The following is a 16,250-nucleotide window of genomic DNA, read 5'->3' as shown; positions in this document are numbered from 1 at the left end:
CCGAAAATGCTGTCTGTCGCCTGCATGACAGACCGCCGGCCGACCCCGTATCTCGCAGTTTTACACGGTAATTTCCATGTCCGACGTTTCAAACATCGTTTCCGCCGCGGAGCTGTCCGGCCTGTTCGAGGCTTGCGCCTGGTTTGCTGCGCTGCAAGCCGACCACCAGGATCTGGTGCTGGCGACCTCACGCGCCGAGCACGTGGCCAACGGGGCGTGGATCGCGCGGCGCAACGCGCCCTCGGACTATTGGCTGGGCGTGCATTCGGGCCTGTTGAAGCTGGCCATCTACAACGAGTCGGGCCGCAGTTGTACGTTCTCGGGCGTGCCGCCCGGCGGCTGGTTTGGCGAGGGCAGCGTCATCAAGCGGGAACTGCGTAAGTACGACGTGGTGGCGATCCAGCCGTCGCTGGTGATGCTGGTGCCCACGGCCACCTTCCATGCGCTGTTGTCGGCCAGCCTGCCGTTTTCGCATTTCGTCATCGGCCAATTGAATAACCGCATGGGCGAGTTCATCGCTTCTATCCAGAACCACCGCTTGCTGGATGCGGATGCGCGGGTGGCGCAGTCGCTGGCGCAACTGTTCAATCCGCAGCTGTACCCGTCCACCGATCTGACGCTGGCGATTTCACAGGAAGAGCTAGGCTATTTGACTGGCTTGTCGCGCCAGCGGGTCAACCAGGCGCTGCAGACGCTGGCGGACCAGGGGATCCTGGCACTGGCCTACAACCAGATCAAGGTGCTGGACCTGGACCGCCTGCGCCAGTACGGACTGGACCAGATCTGAGCGCGCCGGATCAGGCGCCGCGCAGGGCCCGCTTGAGCGCCGCGCGCGCCAGGATGCGGGTGGAATCCAGCGTGGGCAGGGCGGAGTTGCCATCGTTCAGCACCAGCGGCAATTCGGTGCATCCCAGCACCACCGCATCGCAGCCCGCATCGCGCAAGCGTTCGATCACCGCTTGCAGCAGGGCAACCGATTCCGGCTTGAAAATGCCATACACCAGTTCGTCCATGATGATGCGCGCCAGCGTATCGCGGTCGCTTTCGGACGGCCGCAGCCATTGCAGGCCGCGGTTGCCCAGCTTATCGGGATAGACGTTGCTGTCCACCAGCCAGCGCGTGCCCAGGATGCCGATGCGGCGGTAACCGCGCGCCTCGGCTTCGGCCGCCACTTCTTCGGCGATGTGCAGCCAGGGCAGGGGCGACTGCGGCAGCACGTGTTCCAGCGCCTGGTGGATGGTGTTGTCGGGGCAGATCAGGAAGTCCGCGTCCGCGCGCGCGAGCTTGCCTGCCGAGGACAGCATCAGCGCCGCCACGCCGGCCAGGTCGGCGCGGTCCAGACAGGCCACGTAGTCCGCCAGCGAATGCGTGTGCAGCGAGATCTCGGGGTGGGCATGCGGCCCCAGATGCTGGGCGCCTTCCGCGCACAGCGTGCGATAACAAAGCGCGGCGCCTTCCGCGGAGCAGGCGACGATCCCGATGTGCAAGGGCGTGGCGGTCATTCGGCAGTCTCCTTGCGCGATGCGCGCACATGGCGGGCGATGTCCAGGAAGCTTGCCGCCATGGACTCCTGTTGCGCTTGCGGCAGCCGCGACAGGAACAGTTCGTCGACCGCGGGACCGTACACCTTCCACATTTCGCGGCGTAGCGCGCGTCCCTTGGGGGTCAGGCGAGCATAGGTGGCGCGACGGTCCTCGTCCGAGCGGAAGCGTTCGACCAGGCCTTCGGCCTCGATGCGGTCCATCAGACGCGTCAGGTTATAGCGCGCAATCACCATGCGCTCGGCGATCTCGAACATCCGGGCAGTGCCGCCGGGCGCGCGTTCCAGCGCCCACAGCGCGTCGTACCAGGCCAGCGGCGGCAGGCCGGCGGCGGTCAGGCGCTTTTCGATTTCTTCCACCACCAGCGCGTGCGCGGTCAGGAAGAGGCTCCATGCGTCGGGCTTGCCCGTGGCCATGCGGTCGATTCCTTCAAAAGAGGCGCGAATACAGCGGGGGATTGTAAGAGGGCGCTGCGTCCTGTGGAGGGTATGAATCACCCTTTTGTAGTGATTTATACCCAGGCGCAGGGCGGTGGAATTCACCCTGTCAATCACAACATGATGATTCAACGGGGATTTTTCCTGGCACGGAATTCGCATAGGTGAACGTACCCCACTAACCGAAACACTGGAGGGCGTTCCCATCATGGGTCCGTATCGGAAATTATGGTTCACGCTGATCGCCGTGCTGGCGGTCACCTTCGCACTGCTGGGCTTTTATGGCGGCGAAGTCTACCGCCAGGCTCCGCCGATTCCCGGGCAGGTCGTCACGACCGACGGCAAGCCGCTATTTGGCCGCGACGACATCCTGGATGGCCAGACAGCCTGGCAGTCGGTCGGCGGCATGCAGCTGGGATCCGTCTGGGGCCATGGCGCCTACCAGGCGCCCGACTGGACGGCGGACTGGCTGCACCGCGAGCTGACGGCCTGGCTGGACCTGGCCGCGCGCGAGCGGCATGGCGAGGATTACGCGCAGTTGGACGCGCGCGCCCAGGCTGCGTTGCGCGCGGACCTGAAAGCGGAATACCGCGCCAACCGCAGCGTTGCGGCAACCGACACCCTGGTGGTGAGTCCGCGGCGCGCGCGCGCCATGGCGCAGACCGCCGCCTACTACGATCAGCTGTTTTCCGATGCGCCCGCGCTGCATGGCAGCCGCGAGAGTTTCGCAATGAAGGAAAACACATTGCCGGATGCCGGACGCCGCGCGCAGCTCACGCGCTTTTTCTTCTGGACGGCGTGGGCCGCGGCCACCGAGCGCGAAGGCAAGGCGGTCACCTACACCAACAACTGGCCCCATGAACCGCTGATCGACAATGTGCCCAGCGCCGAGAACGTGATGTGGTCCATCATCAGCGTGGTGGTGCTGCTGGCGGGCATCGGCCTGCTGGTGTGGGCCTGGGCCTTCCTGCGGGGCAAGGAAGACGATGAACCGCAGGCGCCGGCCAAGGATCCGCTCGCCGCCTTCGCCTTGACGCCTTCGCAGCGCGCCCTGGGCAAGTACCTGTTCCTGGTGGTGGCCTTGTTCGGGTTCCAGGTGCTGCTGGGCGCGTTCACGGCGCACTACACGGTCGAAGGGCAGAAGTTCTATGGCGTGGACCTGTCGCAGTGGTTCCCGTATTCGCTGGTGCGCACCTGGCATATCCAGAGCGCGCTGTTCTGGATCGCCACGGGGTTTCTGGCCGCGGGCCTGTTCCTTGCGCCCTTGATCAACGGCGGGCGCGACCCGAAGTTCCAGAAGGCCGGCGTCGACATCCTGTTCTGGGCGCTGGTGCTGGTGGTGGTGGGATCGTTTGCCGGCAACTACCTTGCGATCGCGCAGATCATGCCGCCCGACCTGAACTTCTGGCTGGGCCACCAGGGCTATGAATATGTGGACCTGGGCCGCCTGTGGCAGATCGGCAAGTTCGCGGGCATCTGCTTTTGGCTGGTGCTCATGTTGCGCGGCATCGTGCCCGCGCTGCGCACGCCGGGCGGCGACAAAAACCTGCTGGCGCTGTTGACCGCCTCGGTCGGCGCTATCGGCCTGTTCTACGGCGCGGGCTTTTTCTACGGCGAGCGCACCCACCTGACGGTAATGGAGTACTGGCGCTGGTGGATTGTGCATCTGTGGGTGGAAGGATTCTTCGAAGTCTTCGCGACGACGGCGCTGGCCTTCATCTTCTCTACCCTGGGGCTGGTGTCGCGCCGCATGGCCACCACGGCCAGCCTGGCCTCGGCCTCGCTGTTCATGCTGGGCGGCATACCGGGCACCTTCCATCACCTGTATTTCGCCGGCACGACCACGCCGGTCATGGCCGTGGGCGCCAGCTTCTCGGCGCTGGAAGTGGTGCCGCTCATCGTGCTGGGACACGAGGCCTGGGAAAACTGGCGTCTCAAGACCCGCGCGCCCTGGATGGAAAACCTGCAGTGGCCGCTGATGTGTTTCGTGGCCGTGGCCTTCTGGAACATGTTGGGCGCCGGCGTCTTCGGCTTCATGATCAATCCGCCCGTATCGCTGTACTACATTCAGGGCCTGAACACGACGCCGGTCCACGCGCACGCGGCCTTGTTCGGTGTGTACGGGTTCCTGGCGCTGGGCTTCACGCTGCTGGTGCTGCGCTACATCCGTCCGCAATACGCGCTGAGCCCCGGACTGATGAAGCTGGCGTTTTGGGGCATGAACCTGGGCCTGGCGCTGATGATCTTCACCAGCCTGCTGCCGGTGGGGCTGATCCAGTTCCACGCCAGCATCAGCGAGGGCATGTGGTACGCCCGCAGCGAAGCTTTCATGCAACAGGAACTGCTGCAGAACCTGCGCTGGGGGCGCACCTTCGGCGACGTCGTATTCCTGCTGGGCGCGCTGGCCATCGTGACGCAGGTGATCCTCGGTCTCGTGAGCGGCAAGCCCGCGCAGGCCGAGCCGCGTCTGCAGGCGAAGCCGGCACGCGGTTAGGGAAGCATCAGGGGCGTCCAAAATATAGTTGCACTTGCAATTATTAAAATTCCTCCATACGATTGCAATTGCACATGATGCAATTGCAATTCACAATGCGAAATGGCGGCCGCCGTATACGGGGATGCCGCCTTCGCGCCCACCAGGAGGACGCCATGGACACCCCGATAGAACCGAGCGATGCCGATCCGCAGGAAACCCAGGAATGGCTGGAAGCCATGCAGGCGGTGCTGGCCCACGAGGGCCGGCCACGCACCCACTATTTGCTCGATCAGCTGATCGGCCAGGACCGCGCTGGCAACGGCGGCTATGCGGCGCCAAACTCCACGCCTTACGTCAATACCCTGAGCCCGGCGGAGCAGGGCGTGTTTCCGGGAGACATGGGCATCGAGCTGAGGCTGGATGCCTATTTGCGCTGGAACGCCATGGCCATGGTGTTGCGCGCAGGCAAGACCTCGGGCGTGGGCGGGCACATCGCGACCTACGCTTCGGCCACGACGCTGTACGAAACCGGTTATCGGCACTTTTTCCGCGCCGCCTCGCCGGACTTTGCGGGGGACATGCTCTACATCCAGGGCCATTCCGCGCCCGGCATCTATGCGCGCGCCTATCTCGAGGGCCGCATTTCCGAAGCCGAGCTGGACCGCTTCCGGCGCGAGACGGGCGGCGGCGGGCTGGCGTCCTATCCGCATCCGCGCACCATGCCCGGATTCTGGCAATTCCCCACGGTGTCGATGGGCCTGGGGCCGCTGATGGCGGCCTACCAGGCGCGCTACATGCGCTACCTGGAAGACCGCGAACTGATCTCGGCGCAGGGCCGCAAGGTCTGGGGATTCCTGGGCGATGGCGAACAGGACCAGCCCGAGACGTTGGCGGCGGTCGCCATGGCGGGCCGCGAAAAGCTGGACAATCTGATCTTCGTGGTGAACTGCAATCTGCAGCGCCTGGACGGCCCGGTGCGCGGAAACGCCAAGATCATCCAGGAACTGGAAAGCGTGTATCGCGGCGCCGGCTGGAACGTCATCAAGGTGATCTGGGGCGGCGGCTGGGATAGTTTGCTGGCCCAGGACCATGACGGCCGGCTGCGCCAGCGCATGATGCAATGCGTGGACGGCGAGTACCAAGTGTTCAAGGCGCGTGGCGGCGCCTATGTGCGCGAACACTTCTTCGGCGCCGATCCGGTGCTGTTGGAACGCGTGGCGCACCTGAGCGACGCCGAGATCGGCGCGCTGAACCGGGGTGGGCATGATCCGGCCAAGGTCTATGCCGCGTACGCTGCGGCGCTGGCCCATCGCGGACAGCCCACCGTCATCCTGGCCAAGACCGTCAAAGGCTATGGCATGGGCGCGGCGGGCGAGGCGGCCAATACCAACCACCAGCAGAAGAAGATGGCGGACCCGGCGGTGCGCGCGTTCCGCGACCGCTTTTCCATTCCGGTGCCGGATGAGCAGCTCGAAGAGATTCCGTACATCAAACCCGCGCCCGGCAGCGCCGAACACGCTTACTTCGATGCCGCGATCGCGCGCGCCGGCGGCCATCTGCCCCGGCGGCCGGCGGGTCCCGGCCCCTTGGCGACGCCAGCGCTGGAAGCGTTTGCCGCGCACCTGAAGGGCAGTGACGGCAGGGAGTTTTCGACCACCATGGCTTTTGTGCGGGTGCTGGCGCAATTGCTCAAGGACCCGGGCATCGGTCAGCGCGTGGTGCCCATCGTGCCCGACGAGTCGCGCACCTTCGGCATGGATGGCATGTTCCGGCAGGTGGGCATCTATTCGCACGTGGGACAGCTCTATACGCCGCAGGACGCCGATCAGCTCAGTGTGTACCGCGAAGACCGCCGGGGTCAGATCCTGCAGGAAGGCATCAACGAGTCGGGCGCGATGGCCTCATGGATTGCCGCGGCCACCGCCCACAGCACGCACGGCGTGACTACGATTCCGTTCTACATCTTCTATTCGATGTTCGGTTTCCAGCGCGTGGGCGATCTGGCGTGGGCGGCAGGCGACATCCGCGCGCGCGGCTTCCTGCTGGGTGCGACGTCCGGGCGCACCACGCTGGAAGGCGAGGGCTTGCAGCACGACGACGGCCACAGCCACGTGCTGGCCTCGGTCATTCCCTCGTGCGTGGCCTACGATCCGGCCTATGCCTACGAAATCGCGGTGATCGTGCAGGACGGCATGCGCCGGATGTACCAGGAAGAAGAGGACGTCTTCTACTACCTGACGCTGATCAATGAGAAGACCGCGCATCCGCCGATGCCGGCAGGCGCCGAAGCGGGCATCTTGCGCGGCATGTACCGCCTGCGCGAAGGCGGGGACGGCACGCTGCGGGTGCAACTGCTGGGCAGCGGCGCCATCCTGGGCGAAGCCCTGGCCGCCGCGGATCTGCTGCAGCAGGACTTCGGCGTGGCGGCCGACGTCTGGAGCGTGACCAGCTATTCGGAACTGGGCCGCGACGGCCAGGAGGCCGAGCGCTGGAACCGCCTGCATCCGCTGGAGGATCCGCGCCGCGGCTACGCGGAAACGGTCCTGGCCGGCAGTGCCGGTCCGGTGGTGGCCGCCACCGACTACATGAAGACGGTGCCCGAGCAGATACGTCCGTTCATGGCGGGCCGTCGCTATGTCACGCTGGGCACCGACGGCTTCGGCCGGTCCGACACGCGGGCAGCCCTGCGCGCCCATTTCGGCGTGGATCGTCACCATATTGCCTTGGCTGCCCTGAAGGCCCTGGCGGACGACGGCCTGGTTCCGCGCGAGCGCGCGGCCGAGGCTATTGCCCGCTACGGCATCGATCCGCAGGCCGTCTCGGCCGCCCTGCCGTAAGGCTAGACACGCCGCGCCAGCAAGGCCCAGACCCCGGCGGCAGACAGCAGTGCGCCGCCGCCCAGGTTGAAGCCGCGCTGGGCGCGGGGCGAGGCCAGCAGGCGGCGGGCCGAACCCGCGAATACGGCGTAGGCCGTGGCGTTGAGGCCGGCGCAGGCGACGAAGGTGCCCGACAGGATCCAGAGCTGGCGGGTCACGTCGCCGGCCGGGTCGATGAACTGGGGCAGGAAGGCAACGAAGAAAATGATGCCCTTGGGGTTGAGCGCGGTCACCAGGTAGGTGTTGGCGAACAGCTTCCAGCGCGAACCGGACGCGGCGGTGGCGGGCAAGGCCGCAGGCGAGACGCCCGCGCGCAGCAGCTTGAAGCCCAGGTACAGGAGATACAGGCCACCCGCCGTCTTGACCACGGTGAACCAGAATGCCGACGCGGCCAGCAGCGCACCCAGGCCCAGCAACGACAGCACCAGGGCAGTGGAATCGCCCAGCGCCACCGCCAGCACCAGCGGCAGGCGCGCGCGGCTGCCATGCGCGATGGAATAGCTGATAACCGTGAGTATCGTGGGGCCGGGCAGCATCACGAGGACAGCGGACGCGCCCAGGAAGGCCAGCCAGGTTTCAAGCGACATGGGATCTGCTCCAGGGAGAGGGCCGGGCATTGCAGCCAGCTTGCGGGCCACTGTAAAGCAATCGCGGCCGCCTGCAAACAGCGGCCGGACGGATGCTTGTGCCGGGTAGTGTTAAATACGGTTTTCCCGGACAGTGAACGCGGGCCCGCAAGGGGACGCGAAGGAAACATCATGGCATTTGATTTTGATCTGTTTGTGATCGGCGCGGGTTCCGGCGGCGTGCGCGCGGCGCGTTTCGCGGCGGGCTTCGGTGCGCGCGTGGCGGTGGCGGAAAGCCGCTATCTGGGCGGCACTTGCGTCAACGTGGGCTGCGTGCCCAAGAAGCTGCTGGTCTACGGCGCGCACTACAGCGAAGACTTCGAGCAGGCGCGAGGCTTCGGCTGGAACGCGGGCGAACCCAGCTTCGACTGGCCCACGCTGATCGCGAACAAGAATCGGGAGATCGAGCGTCTTAACGGCATTTACCGCAATTTGCTGGTCAATAGCGGCGTAACCCTGTTGGAGGGCCACGCCCGCATCCTGGATCCCCATAAGGTCGAGGTCAATGGCAAGGCCTACAGCGCCGCCAACATCCTGGTGGCCACGGGCGGCTGGCCGCAGGTGCCCGATATTCCGGGCAAGGAACACGCCATTACGTCCAACGAGGCCTTTTTCCTGAAGCAGCTGCCGCGCCGCGTGCTGGTGGTGGGCGGAGGCTATATCGCGGTCGAATTCGCCTCCATTTTCAACGGCATGGGCGCCCAGACCACGCAGGTCTACCGCGGCCCGCTGTTCCTGCGCGGTTTCGACCAGGGCGTGCGCGAGCATCTGCGCGACGAGCTGACGAAGAAAGGCATCGATCTGCGTTTCAACTCGGAAGTGACGCGCATCGACAAGCAGGCGGACGGCACGCTCGCCGCGACCCTGAAGGACGGCGCCGTGATCCAGGCCGACTGCGTGTTCTACGCCACCGGCCGCCGGCCCATGCTGGACAACCTGGGCCTGGAGAACACCGCGGTCAAGCTGGGCAAGGACGGCTTCATTGAGGTGGATGACGAATACCGCACGGCCGAACCCTCCATCCTGGCCATCGGCGACGTGATCGGCCGGGTGCCGCTGACGCCGGTTGCGCTGGCCGAAGGCATGGCGGTGGCGCGGCGCCTGTTCCGCCCCGAGGAATACCGCAAGGTCGACTACCAGTTGATTCCGACCGCGGTGTTCAGCCTGCCCAACATCGGGACGGTGGGCATGACCACCGAAGAAGCGCGGGCGGCCGGCCACGAGGTCAAACTCTACGAAAGCCGCTTCCGGCCCATGAAGCTGACCTTGACGGAGTCGCAGGAAAGGACGCTGATGAAGCTGATCGTCGACGCCAAGACCGACCGCGTGCTGGGTGTGCACATGGTAGGCCCGGACGCCGGGGAGATCGTGCAAGGGATCGCGATCGCCCTGAAGGCCGGCGCGACCAAGCAGGTGTTCGACGAGACGATTGGCATCCATCCCACGGCCGCCGAAGAGTTCGTGACCCTGCGCACGCCGGTTGCGCAGTAAGCCCCGGCGCCGCTACAGGCGTTCGATCATGGCGCGCGCGGCCATGGGCGCGAGTTCCTTCGCGCCGTTGATGAAGAAGGCGTAAACCTCCCCCGGCCGCGCCTTTTTCGCTGGAGCCCCCGCCAGCGGGAGGTCATCCGGATGGCTTCCGCGCGCCCAGGCGCGCAAGCGGTCCGCCCAGGCGTCCAGCGCCTTGGGCGCATAGCCGGCCTTGTAGGCGGTACTGGCTCGCATCAGGCGCGCATATACGAAATCGGCGGTGCGGTCGGCGATGGACGGGTAGTCCTCGCTGTCCGTGTAGACCGTGGCGGCGCCGTGGCGCCGGGCCAGTTCCAGGTATTCCTCGCAGGCAAAGCTCGCATGGCGCACGTCCAGTACGTGGCGCAGCGGCAGGCCGTCCACCCGATCCGGGAGCAAGTCCAGGAAGGCGCCGAAGTCGTCAGCGTCGAAAACCTTGGTGGGCGCGAACTGCCAGACGATGGGGCCCAGCTTGGGGCCGAGTTCGGCAATGCCGCTGTGTACGAAACGCTCGATCGAGTCCTTGGCGCCGGCCAGCTCGCGGCGGTTGGTCGCATAGCGCGAAGCCTTCAGCGAGAACACGAAGCCCTCGGGCGTTTCATCGCGCCATTTGGCAAACGTGGCCGGTTTCTGGGTGCTGTAGTAGGTGCCGTTGATCTCGATGGCGGTGAGCTGGCGGCTGGCGTACTCCAGCTCGCGCGCGTGCGGCAGATTTTCGGGGTAGAAAGCGCCGCGCCAGGGGGCATAGGTCCAGCCCCCTATGCCTACGCGGATGGCGCCGTCTTTCGGATGAGGATGAGCTTGGGGCATGTCCGGGCTCTCCAGGCTGAGGAACCGCACAACTGTATCGCCGGCGCCACTCGTACGCCAGGCCCGTCCGGGAAAATTCCCTGTTCCGATACAGTTTTGGGCTAAGGTGTGGATTCACGATTCCACGATCCGCGTGTCCTCGCGCCGGCCCATCATGCCCGACTTTACCCATCTGATGACGTTCGCCCTGGTTGCCCTGGGCATGGTGCTCACCCCTGGGCCCAATATGATCTACCTGGTCTCCCGTTCCATCTCGCAAGGCGCGCAGGCCGGCCTGATTTCGCTTGGGGGCGTGGCGGTCGGCTTCGTCTTCTATGTGCTCTGCGCGGCGTTCGGCATCACGGCGCTGCTGATGGCGGTGCCTTACGCCTATGACGTGCTGCGCATCGGCGGCGCGTTGTACCTGCTGTACATGGCCTGGCAGGCGCTGCGCCCGGGCGGGCGGTCGCCGTTCCAGGTGCGCGACCTGCCCAAGAGCAGCCCGCGCACGTTGTTCACAATGGGCTTGGTGACCAATCTGCTCAATCCCAAGATTGCGATCATGTACGTGTCGCTGCTGCCCCAGTTCATCCAGCCGGAGCGTGGCAGCGTGCTGACGCAGTCGCTGGCGCTGGGCATGACCCAGGTGGCGATCAGCCTGACGGTCAATGCGCTGATCGCCATCATGGCGGGATCCATCGCCGGTTTCCTGGCGGGCCGCCCCGTGTGGATGGTGGTGCAGCGTTGGCTGATGGGGACGGTGCTGGCCGGGTTGGCGGTGCGCATGCTGATGGATAGCCGCCGCTGATGCAGACCGAGGACGGTTTCTTCGCTTCATTGGGCAGCATGCTCGGAGAGGCGCTGCGCAGCGTCGTGGCCGGGCTGAAGTGGTTACTGGGCGGCCTGGGCAAGGCGTTCGGGGATTTCTATTCGGGCCTGGCCGGCGCGATGGGCATGAGCCCGTCGATATTCAATTTCATCCTGTTGGCGCTGGGGCTGATGTGCCTGTGGGCCGCGGTCAAGGCGCTGCTGCGTCGTTCAATCATCGGCTTCCTGTTCTGGCTGGTCGTGGCCCTTTTGCTGTTGGGCGGACTGGGCGCCTAGCGCTTCTTCCAGCGCTTCCCGCAAGTGGGCGACGCGGGGATTCGTGGGTCCCTTCCGGGTGATCAAGGCCACCACGCTCGAAGGCGGCTCGGGTTGGCTGCCAGCTTTTCCCGGGCGCAGCCCGCTGCGCCTGGAAGGTCGCAGTCCAGGCCGAGGGCGCGCCCAGGCCGTCGGTGCATGCCGACTGGCTGATCATGGTGCGCTACGGGAGCCCTTGAGTCCCAGCGCCACTTCGCCGATCTTCCGTACCAGGCCGGCAAAGCGCTCGGCCCCGGTGTTGCCGTAGCCGATCACCAGCCCGTTGTCCTCCGTGCGAGGCGTTACCGCGAACGAGGACAGCGCGCCCGGATTCATACCGAGCTTGCGCATCTGCTGCACGATCTCTCTGTCCGGGTATTGCGCCGGCAGCCTCACCGTCAGGTGCAGGCCGGAATGGCCGCCCAGCACTTCATGTTCGATACCCAGGTGCGCGGCCAGCGCTTCGCGCAGCGCGGCCTGGCGCTCGCGGTACAGGCGGCGCATGCGGCCAAGGTGGCGCGAGAACTGGCCGTTTTCCATGAAGGCGGCCATGGTCAGCTGTTCCAGCCGATGGCCGCCGCGCATCATTTCGATGATGGACGGCATCGCCTGCGAGGCAATGGCCTCGGGCAACACCAGGAAGCCCAGGCGCAGCGCCGGGAACATCGTCTTGCTGAACGTGCCGACATAGAGCACCGGCGCGTCCTCGACCAGCCCTTGCATCGCGGCTATTGGCTCGCCCTGATGGCGGAATTCACTGTCGTAGTCGTCTTCGATGATCCAGGCTCCGGCCTGCCGGGCGCGTTCGATCAGCGCCAGGCGGCGGGGCAGGGATAGCACCGCACCGGTGGGGTATTGGTGCGAGGGCGTGGTCTGGATGAGGCGGGGGGGGCGTTCATGCCAGGCGTTTTCGGGGATGACGATGCCGTCCGCGTCCACACGCATGGCCACCACGTCCAGGTCGCCGCCGTGAAAGGCCGACTTGGCACCGCGGTAGCCCGGGTCTTCCAGCCAGGCGGTGTCGCCCGGGTTGGTCAGAAGCTGCACGCAGAGCGCCAGCGCGCCCTGTGCCCCTTCGGTGATGACGATGCGCGAGGCGTCGCAGCGCACGCCGCGCGACACCCGCAGGTATTGGGCGATGGCTTCGCGCAGGGCTGGCTCGCCCACCGGATGGCCATAGCCTAAGGCGGTGGCCGGCGCGGCCTGCAGCGCGCGGTCCTGCGCGCGGCGCCAGGCATTAATGGGGAACTGCGTCAGCGCTGGGGTGCCGGGCGTCATGGGCAGCGAGCCGTCGTGCGCGTAGCGCGTGGAGACGATGCGTGTCAGCCGCTTGGCCGTGAGCGATGGCTGGGGGGCGGGCGGCGCGGCGCGCTTGGCGGCGATGGCCGCGGCGGCGGACAATGGGGCTACGCGGGTGCCCTGGCGGTCGGCGATCACATAGCCTTCGGCCGTGAGCTGCTCGTAGGCGATCAGCACCGTATTGCGCGAGATGGCGAGCTCCTCGGACAACGCCCGCGACGAAGGCAGCTTGCCTCCGGCGGGCAGTTGGCCGGCCAGGATGGCCTGTTTGAGGCGCTGGATCAGTTGGCGCTGGCGCGGCAGGGCGCCGGGGCCGCGCGTGAGCGGGCTGGACAGCAAGGCGTTAGGGGTTGTCATGGCCCTATTAAAATCTATGATCGTGGTGCTTTTTATGATGCCACGATTCCGATATCGTGAGGGCATGCATCCTGCGTCCGCCTGTGTGGGCGGCGCGCCAACCCTGATGAGGCTCCGTAGCATGCAACCCCGCGTCAACGCTTTCCAGCAACCCATCGGCCCGGACATGACGGGCTGGACGCCGCGCCCGCGTCCGCCCCTGACTCCGATCGTTGGCCGCTATTGCCGGCTGGAGCCCTTGTCGGCCGAGCGCCACGCCGAGGACCTGTACCACGCCTTCAGCCTGGCGCCGGATGACAGCGACTGGACGTATATGTCGGTGGGCCCGTTCGCGGACCTTGCGGCCTACCGCGAGTTCGCGGAGAAGGCGCAGGCAGGGCACGACCCTTTGCATCACGCCATCATCGACCTGGAATCGGGCCGTGCCATCGGCACGTTGGCTCTGATGCGCATCGATCCAGCCAACGGCGTGATCGAAGTGGGCTTCGTGTCGTTCTCGCGCCAGCTCAAGCGCACGCGGATCGCCACCGAGGCGCAGTTCCTGCTGATGAGCCGGGCCTTCGATGAATTGGGTTATCGCCGCTACGAATGGAAGTGCGACAGCCTGAACGCCCCGTCGCGCGCGGCTGCCGCCCGTCTGGGTTTCCAGTTCGAGGGCATCTTCCGCCAGGCTACCGTGTACAAGGGCCGCAGCCGCGATACGGCCTGGTTCTCGATCGTCGACGGCGAATGGCCTGTATTGCGCGCCGCCTATGAACGCTGGCTGAGCCCCGACAATTTCGATGCGCAAGGCCGCCAGCGCCAGGGCTTGTCCGAACTGACGGCGCAGGCCCGGTCCGCGTGCGCCTGATTCCGGTAGCGCTGGCCCTGTTCTGGGGCTTGAACTGGCCGGCGGTGAAGATCATCCTGTCGATCTTCCCTCCATTCACACTGCGCCTGCTTGGCCTGGGCAGCGGCGCGGTGCTGCTGTTGCTGCTGGCGCGCGCCAAACGGGTGGCCTTGTTGCCGCCGCGCGAGTCGTGGCCGGGCATCGTGGTGGGCGGCCTGCTGGCCGTGGCGGTCTTCAACCTGGCGGTGGCCTGGGCACAGCTGAGCACCAGCACGTCGCGCGCGGCGGTGCTGACCTTCACCATGCCCATGATGTCGGCCGTGCTGGCCTGGGCGGTGCTGGGCGAACGCCTGGACCGGCGCCGGGCGCTGGCGCTGCTGCTGGGCGCGGCAGGGGTCTCCATCCTGGCCTGGCCGGTGCTGCGCGCGGTGTTTGGCGAACGCGACCTGGCCGCGGCCAAGGGCCTGGTCTTTCCGTTGGTGGCGGCCTTTGGCTGGGCCGCTGGCACGGTCTACCTGAAAGGCTGGCCCGTGGCCGGGCACCGCATCGTTGTTACCGCCTGGCAGCTGGCCGTGGGTGCGGCCTGCGCCCTGCTGGGCATGCTGATCGCGGGCGAATCGTTTCCGACGCAGGGCTGGAACGGCCGTGTGGTGGCGGCGCTGTCGTTCCATATCATCCTGGGCACCGCCGTTGCGTATTGGCTATGGTTCGTGCTGAGCGAGCGCGTCAGCGCCACGGTGGCCGCCCTGACCACCCTGATGGTGCCGGTAGTGGGGGTGCTGGGCGCGATGGCGCTGGTGGGTGACCGGCCCGCGGCCATGGACTGGTGGGGCTTCGGCCTCGTCTTGAGCGGCGCGGCGCTGATCGTGCTGAACCTGGGCGCTGCGCCCGCGCAGCGAACACAGCGCTGAGCGGGCGCGGCGGACGGGCGGGTCAGCGCAGGCGGCGGAGTTTCTCGCGCAGCAGCTCGGCGCCGCTCACCAGAGTGATGCCGCCCAGCACCAGCAGGGCGCCCAGCACGAAGCCGGCGTCCAGGGATTCATCCAGGATGATCACCCCGAAGCTCACGCCGAACAGCGGCGTCATGAACGACAGGATGGACAGGCGCGACGCCAGGTAACGGCGCAGCAGCCAGAACCACGCCAGATAGCTGGACAGCGCCACCACCACCGATTGGAAGGCGACGCTGAGCACTGCGGCCTGCGTGTAGCGAAAGCCGGCATTGCCAGTGGCCACGGCGTACGCCAGCAACGCGACCGCCGCGACCGCCATTTGATAGAACAGGGTCTTGGCGGGCGCGGCTTCCGACAGCGAGGTCTTGCGGATTGCCACGGTAGTCGCGCCCCAGAACAGGCCGGCCAGCAGGCCCATTGCGTCGCCCAGCAGCATATTGGGGGCGGCGGCGGAACCTTCGGGCTGGCCTTTGCCCAGGAAGGCCACGGCGATGCCGCAGAACGCGACGGCCACGCCCAGCCACTGCAGCGGTTTCATGCGTTCTTCGGGCAGCAGCCAGTGCAGGCCCAACGCGGCGAAGATGGGGGCGGTGTAAAGAAACACCGACATGTGCGAGGCCGTCGTGTAGACCAGGCCTTGCGCGACGAAGAGGAATTCCGCAGCGAACAGCAGGCCCACGATGAGACCGGGCAGCGCAGTGCCATCGGTCAGGGCGCGCAGGCCTTCGCGCCGCCAGACGGCGACCGCCAGCACCAGCGCCGCGAACGCCGAGCGCAGGCCGATCTGCATGATGGGCGATACGTCCGCGGCGACCAGCTTGATGGCGATCTGCTGGAAGCCCCAGCAAATGCACAGCAGCAGCATGGCGCTGGTGGCCAGCGCGTCCAGCGGCTGGCGCAAGGGCTTGGCCGCGCTCACGGCAGTTCTGCGGGATAGCTGTCCAGGGCCAGCCCGATCTGCTGGCGCAGGTCCCATTCCGCCAGGGTCGATTGGACCGGGCCGAAGAATGCGCCGTCGCGCGTGACGAACATGGCGGGCAGATGAAAGACCTCGTAGCGTTCGACCAGGCCGCGGTTGTCGCCGGCGTCGACCCAGCACACGCGTTCCACGGGCAGTTCCAGTTGCGGCAGCTGTTCGCGCGCGATGCGGCAGGTGCCGCAGGTACGGCTGTGAAACACCAGCAGGGACAGGCCGGGCGCGTCCAGGAGGTAGCGGTCGGCGGTGCTGTCGTTGAGTTCTATTTGTTCCATGGGAAGAGGCACGGTCCTGCAAGGACGCCGGTCGTGGCGCAAGGCGTCCATTATGGCAGCGCCAGGCCTGCGGGCGCGGGATACCCGCAGGCCTGGAAGGGCCGCGCCAGCCTCAGGCGGCGCGCAGCGCCCGGTCCAGTTCCAGGACGGACTGATACAGCACGCGGGTGCCGTCCAGCAGTTGC

15 protein-coding genes and 1 pseudogene are annotated in these 16,250 nt (G+C 66.6%); 8 read left to right on the top strand and 8 right to left on the bottom strand.

Annotation, left to right across the window (positions count from 1 at the left end; genetic code table 11):
• Positions 1-76 precede the first annotated feature (76 nt).
• Positions 77-787 carry a Crp/Fnr family transcriptional regulator gene (locus tag VCS63_RS27490; protein ID WP_323881610.1) on the top strand — a complete coding sequence of 237 codons (711 nt, stop codon included), beginning with the start codon at positions 77-79 and terminating at the stop codon, positions 785-787.
• 10 nt (positions 788-797) lie between these two features.
• On the opposite strand, the gene VCS63_RS27485 is transcribed toward VCS63_RS27490, so the two are convergent.
• Together VCS63_RS27485 and VCS63_RS27480 are read right to left on the bottom strand one after the other, a co-directional pair.
• A complete protein-coding gene (locus VCS63_RS27485) occupies positions 798-1,502 on the bottom strand; it encodes an aspartate/glutamate racemase family protein (RefSeq protein WP_042793029.1) in 705 nt (234 codons plus the stop codon).
• Positions 1,499-1,957, bottom strand: a complete 459-nt coding sequence (locus VCS63_RS27480; protein WP_042793031.1) for a MarR family winged helix-turn-helix transcriptional regulator — start codon at positions 1,955-1,957, stop codon at positions 1,499-1,501. Before VCS63_RS27480 ends, VCS63_RS27485 begins: the two co-directional genes overlap by 4 nt.
• Before the next feature lie 229 nt (positions 1,958-2,186).
• Here VCS63_RS27480 and VCS63_RS27475 point away from each other — a divergent pair, with 229 nt between their 5' ends.
• On the top strand, positions 2,187-4,472 hold the full coding sequence (locus tag VCS63_RS27475) for a nitric-oxide reductase large subunit (RefSeq protein WP_149064841.1): 2,286 nt from the start codon (positions 2,187-2,189) through the stop codon (positions 4,470-4,472).
• A gap of 155 nt (positions 4,473-4,627) precedes the next feature.
• The gene (gene aceE, locus VCS63_RS27470) at positions 4,628-7,291 is read left to right on the top strand and encodes a pyruvate dehydrogenase (acetyl-transferring), homodimeric type (RefSeq protein ID WP_323881608.1); all 2,664 of its coding nucleotides are present in this window, start codon (positions 4,628-4,630) and stop codon (positions 7,289-7,291) included.
• 2 nt (positions 7,292-7,293) lie between these two features.
• Here the strand turns inward: aceE and VCS63_RS27465 are convergent, their stop codons facing one another.
• The gene (locus VCS63_RS27465) at positions 7,294-7,917 is read right to left on the bottom strand and encodes a LysE family translocator (RefSeq protein ID WP_323881606.1); all 624 of its coding nucleotides are present in this window, start codon (positions 7,915-7,917) and stop codon (positions 7,294-7,296) included.
• Positions 7,918-8,088: 171 nt separating this feature from the next.
• Here VCS63_RS27465 and gorA point away from each other — a divergent pair, with 171 nt between their 5' ends.
• Positions 8,089-9,447, top strand: a complete 1,359-nt coding sequence (gorA, locus tag VCS63_RS27460; protein WP_063640418.1) for a glutathione-disulfide reductase — start codon at positions 8,089-8,091, stop codon at positions 9,445-9,447.
• Between the two features lie 12 nt (positions 9,448-9,459).
• Here the strand turns inward: gorA and VCS63_RS27455 are convergent, their stop codons facing one another.
• A complete protein-coding gene (locus VCS63_RS27455) occupies positions 9,460-10,275 on the bottom strand; it encodes a DUF72 domain-containing protein (protein ID WP_063640417.1) in 816 nt (271 codons plus the stop codon).
• 154 nt (positions 10,276-10,429) lie between these two features.
• On the opposite strand from VCS63_RS27455, the gene VCS63_RS27450 reads away from it, so the two are divergent.
• Both VCS63_RS27450 and VCS63_RS27445 read left to right on the top strand, forming a co-directional pair.
• Positions 10,430-11,062, top strand: coding sequence for a LysE family translocator (locus VCS63_RS27450; protein WP_042796933.1), 633 nt, complete (start codon positions 10,430-10,432; stop codon positions 11,060-11,062).
• Positions 11,062-11,358 (top strand): hypothetical protein, encoded by a 297-nt coding sequence (locus VCS63_RS27445; RefSeq protein ID WP_042793036.1) that lies wholly within the window; start codon positions 11,062-11,064, stop codon positions 11,356-11,358. Before VCS63_RS27450 ends, VCS63_RS27445 begins: the two co-directional genes overlap by 1 nt.
• Positions 11,359-11,550: 192 nt before the next feature.
• Here the strand turns inward: VCS63_RS27445 and VCS63_RS27440 are convergent, their stop codons facing one another.
• Positions 11,551-13,032, bottom strand: a complete 1,482-nt coding sequence (locus VCS63_RS27440; protein WP_063962023.1) for a PLP-dependent aminotransferase family protein — start codon at positions 13,030-13,032, stop codon at positions 11,551-11,553.
• A gap of 121 nt (positions 13,033-13,153) precedes the next feature.
• Here VCS63_RS27440 and VCS63_RS27435 point away from each other — a divergent pair, with 121 nt between their 5' ends.
• Both VCS63_RS27435 and VCS63_RS27430 read left to right on the top strand, forming a co-directional pair.
• Positions 13,154-13,882 (top strand): GNAT family N-acetyltransferase, encoded by a 729-nt coding sequence (locus VCS63_RS27435; protein ID WP_063640415.1) that lies wholly within the window; start codon positions 13,154-13,156, stop codon positions 13,880-13,882.
• Positions 13,873-14,772, top strand: a complete 900-nt coding sequence (locus tag VCS63_RS27430; protein WP_323881603.1) for a DMT family transporter — start codon at positions 13,873-13,875, stop codon at positions 14,770-14,772. The genes VCS63_RS27435 and VCS63_RS27430 overlap by 10 nt, the downstream gene beginning before the upstream one ends.
• A 22-nt stretch (positions 14,773-14,794) precedes the next feature.
• On the opposite strand, the gene VCS63_RS27425 is transcribed toward VCS63_RS27430, so the two are convergent.
• The 3 genes and pseudogenes from VCS63_RS27425 to VCS63_RS29780 all read right to left on the bottom strand — a co-directional run.
• Complete coding sequence (locus VCS63_RS27425; RefSeq protein WP_063640413.1) at positions 14,795-15,733, bottom strand: DMT family transporter; 939 nt, start codon at positions 15,731-15,733, stop codon at positions 14,795-14,797.
• The gene (locus tag VCS63_RS27420; RefSeq protein WP_042793046.1) at positions 15,730-16,065 is read right to left on the bottom strand and encodes a thioredoxin family protein; all 336 of its coding nucleotides are present in this window, start codon (positions 16,063-16,065) and stop codon (positions 15,730-15,732) included. The genes VCS63_RS27425 and VCS63_RS27420 overlap by 4 nt, the downstream gene beginning before the upstream one ends.
• 112 nt (positions 16,066-16,177) lie before the next feature.
• Positions 16,178-16,250, bottom strand: a pseudogene (locus VCS63_RS29780) (allantoate amidohydrolase); the annotation flags it as partial.

Origin of the sequence: Achromobacter sp. D10, assembly GCF_035282245.1 — a bacterium.
GTDB lineage: Bacteria > Pseudomonadota > Gammaproteobacteria > Burkholderiales > Burkholderiaceae_B > Achromobacter > Achromobacter insolitus.
Note: the sequence above shows the minus strand (reverse complement) of the source record. Positions and strands in the feature narration are given on the sequence as shown.

Excerpts from the sequence above, each read along its gene's own strand:
- VCS63_RS27475 (WP_149064841.1), top strand. The coding sequence starts at position 2,187 with ATGGGTCCGTATCGGAAATTATGGTTCACGCTGATCGCCGTGCTGGCG.
- VCS63_RS27445 (WP_042793036.1), top strand. The coding sequence starts at position 11,062 with ATGCAGACCGAGGACGGTTTCTTCGCTTCATTGGGCAGCATGCTCGGA.
- VCS63_RS27450 (WP_042796933.1), top strand. The coding sequence starts at position 10,430 with ATGCCCGACTTTACCCATCTGATGACGTTCGCCCTGGTTGCCCTGGGC.
- VCS63_RS27485 (WP_042793029.1), bottom strand. The coding sequence starts at position 1,502 with ATGACCGCCACGCCCTTGCACATCGGGATCGTCGCCTGCTCCGCGGAA.
- VCS63_RS27420 (WP_042793046.1), bottom strand. The coding sequence starts at position 16,065 with ATGGAACAAATAGAACTCAACGACAGCACCGCCGACCGCTACCTCCTG.
- gorA (WP_063640418.1), top strand. The coding sequence starts at position 8,089 with ATGGCATTTGATTTTGATCTGTTTGTGATCGGCGCGGGTTCCGGCGGC.
- VCS63_RS27440 (WP_063962023.1), bottom strand. The coding sequence starts at position 13,032 with ATGACAACCCCTAACGCCTTGCTGTCCAGCCCGCTCACGCGCGGCCCC.
- aceE (WP_323881608.1), top strand. The coding sequence starts at position 4,628 with ATGGACACCCCGATAGAACCGAGCGATGCCGATCCGCAGGAAACCCAG.
- VCS63_RS27435 (WP_063640415.1), top strand. The coding sequence starts at position 13,154 with ATGCAACCCCGCGTCAACGCTTTCCAGCAACCCATCGGCCCGGACATG.
- VCS63_RS27490 (WP_323881610.1), top strand. The coding sequence starts at position 77 with ATGTCCGACGTTTCAAACATCGTTTCCGCCGCGGAGCTGTCCGGCCTG.
- VCS63_RS27455 (WP_063640417.1), bottom strand. The coding sequence starts at position 10,275 with ATGCCCCAAGCTCATCCTCATCCGAAAGACGGCGCCATCCGCGTAGGC.
- VCS63_RS27480 (WP_042793031.1), bottom strand. The coding sequence starts at position 1,957 with ATGGCCACGGGCAAGCCCGACGCATGGAGCCTCTTCCTGACCGCGCAC.
- VCS63_RS27465 (WP_323881606.1), bottom strand. The coding sequence starts at position 7,917 with ATGTCGCTTGAAACCTGGCTGGCCTTCCTGGGCGCGTCCGCTGTCCTC.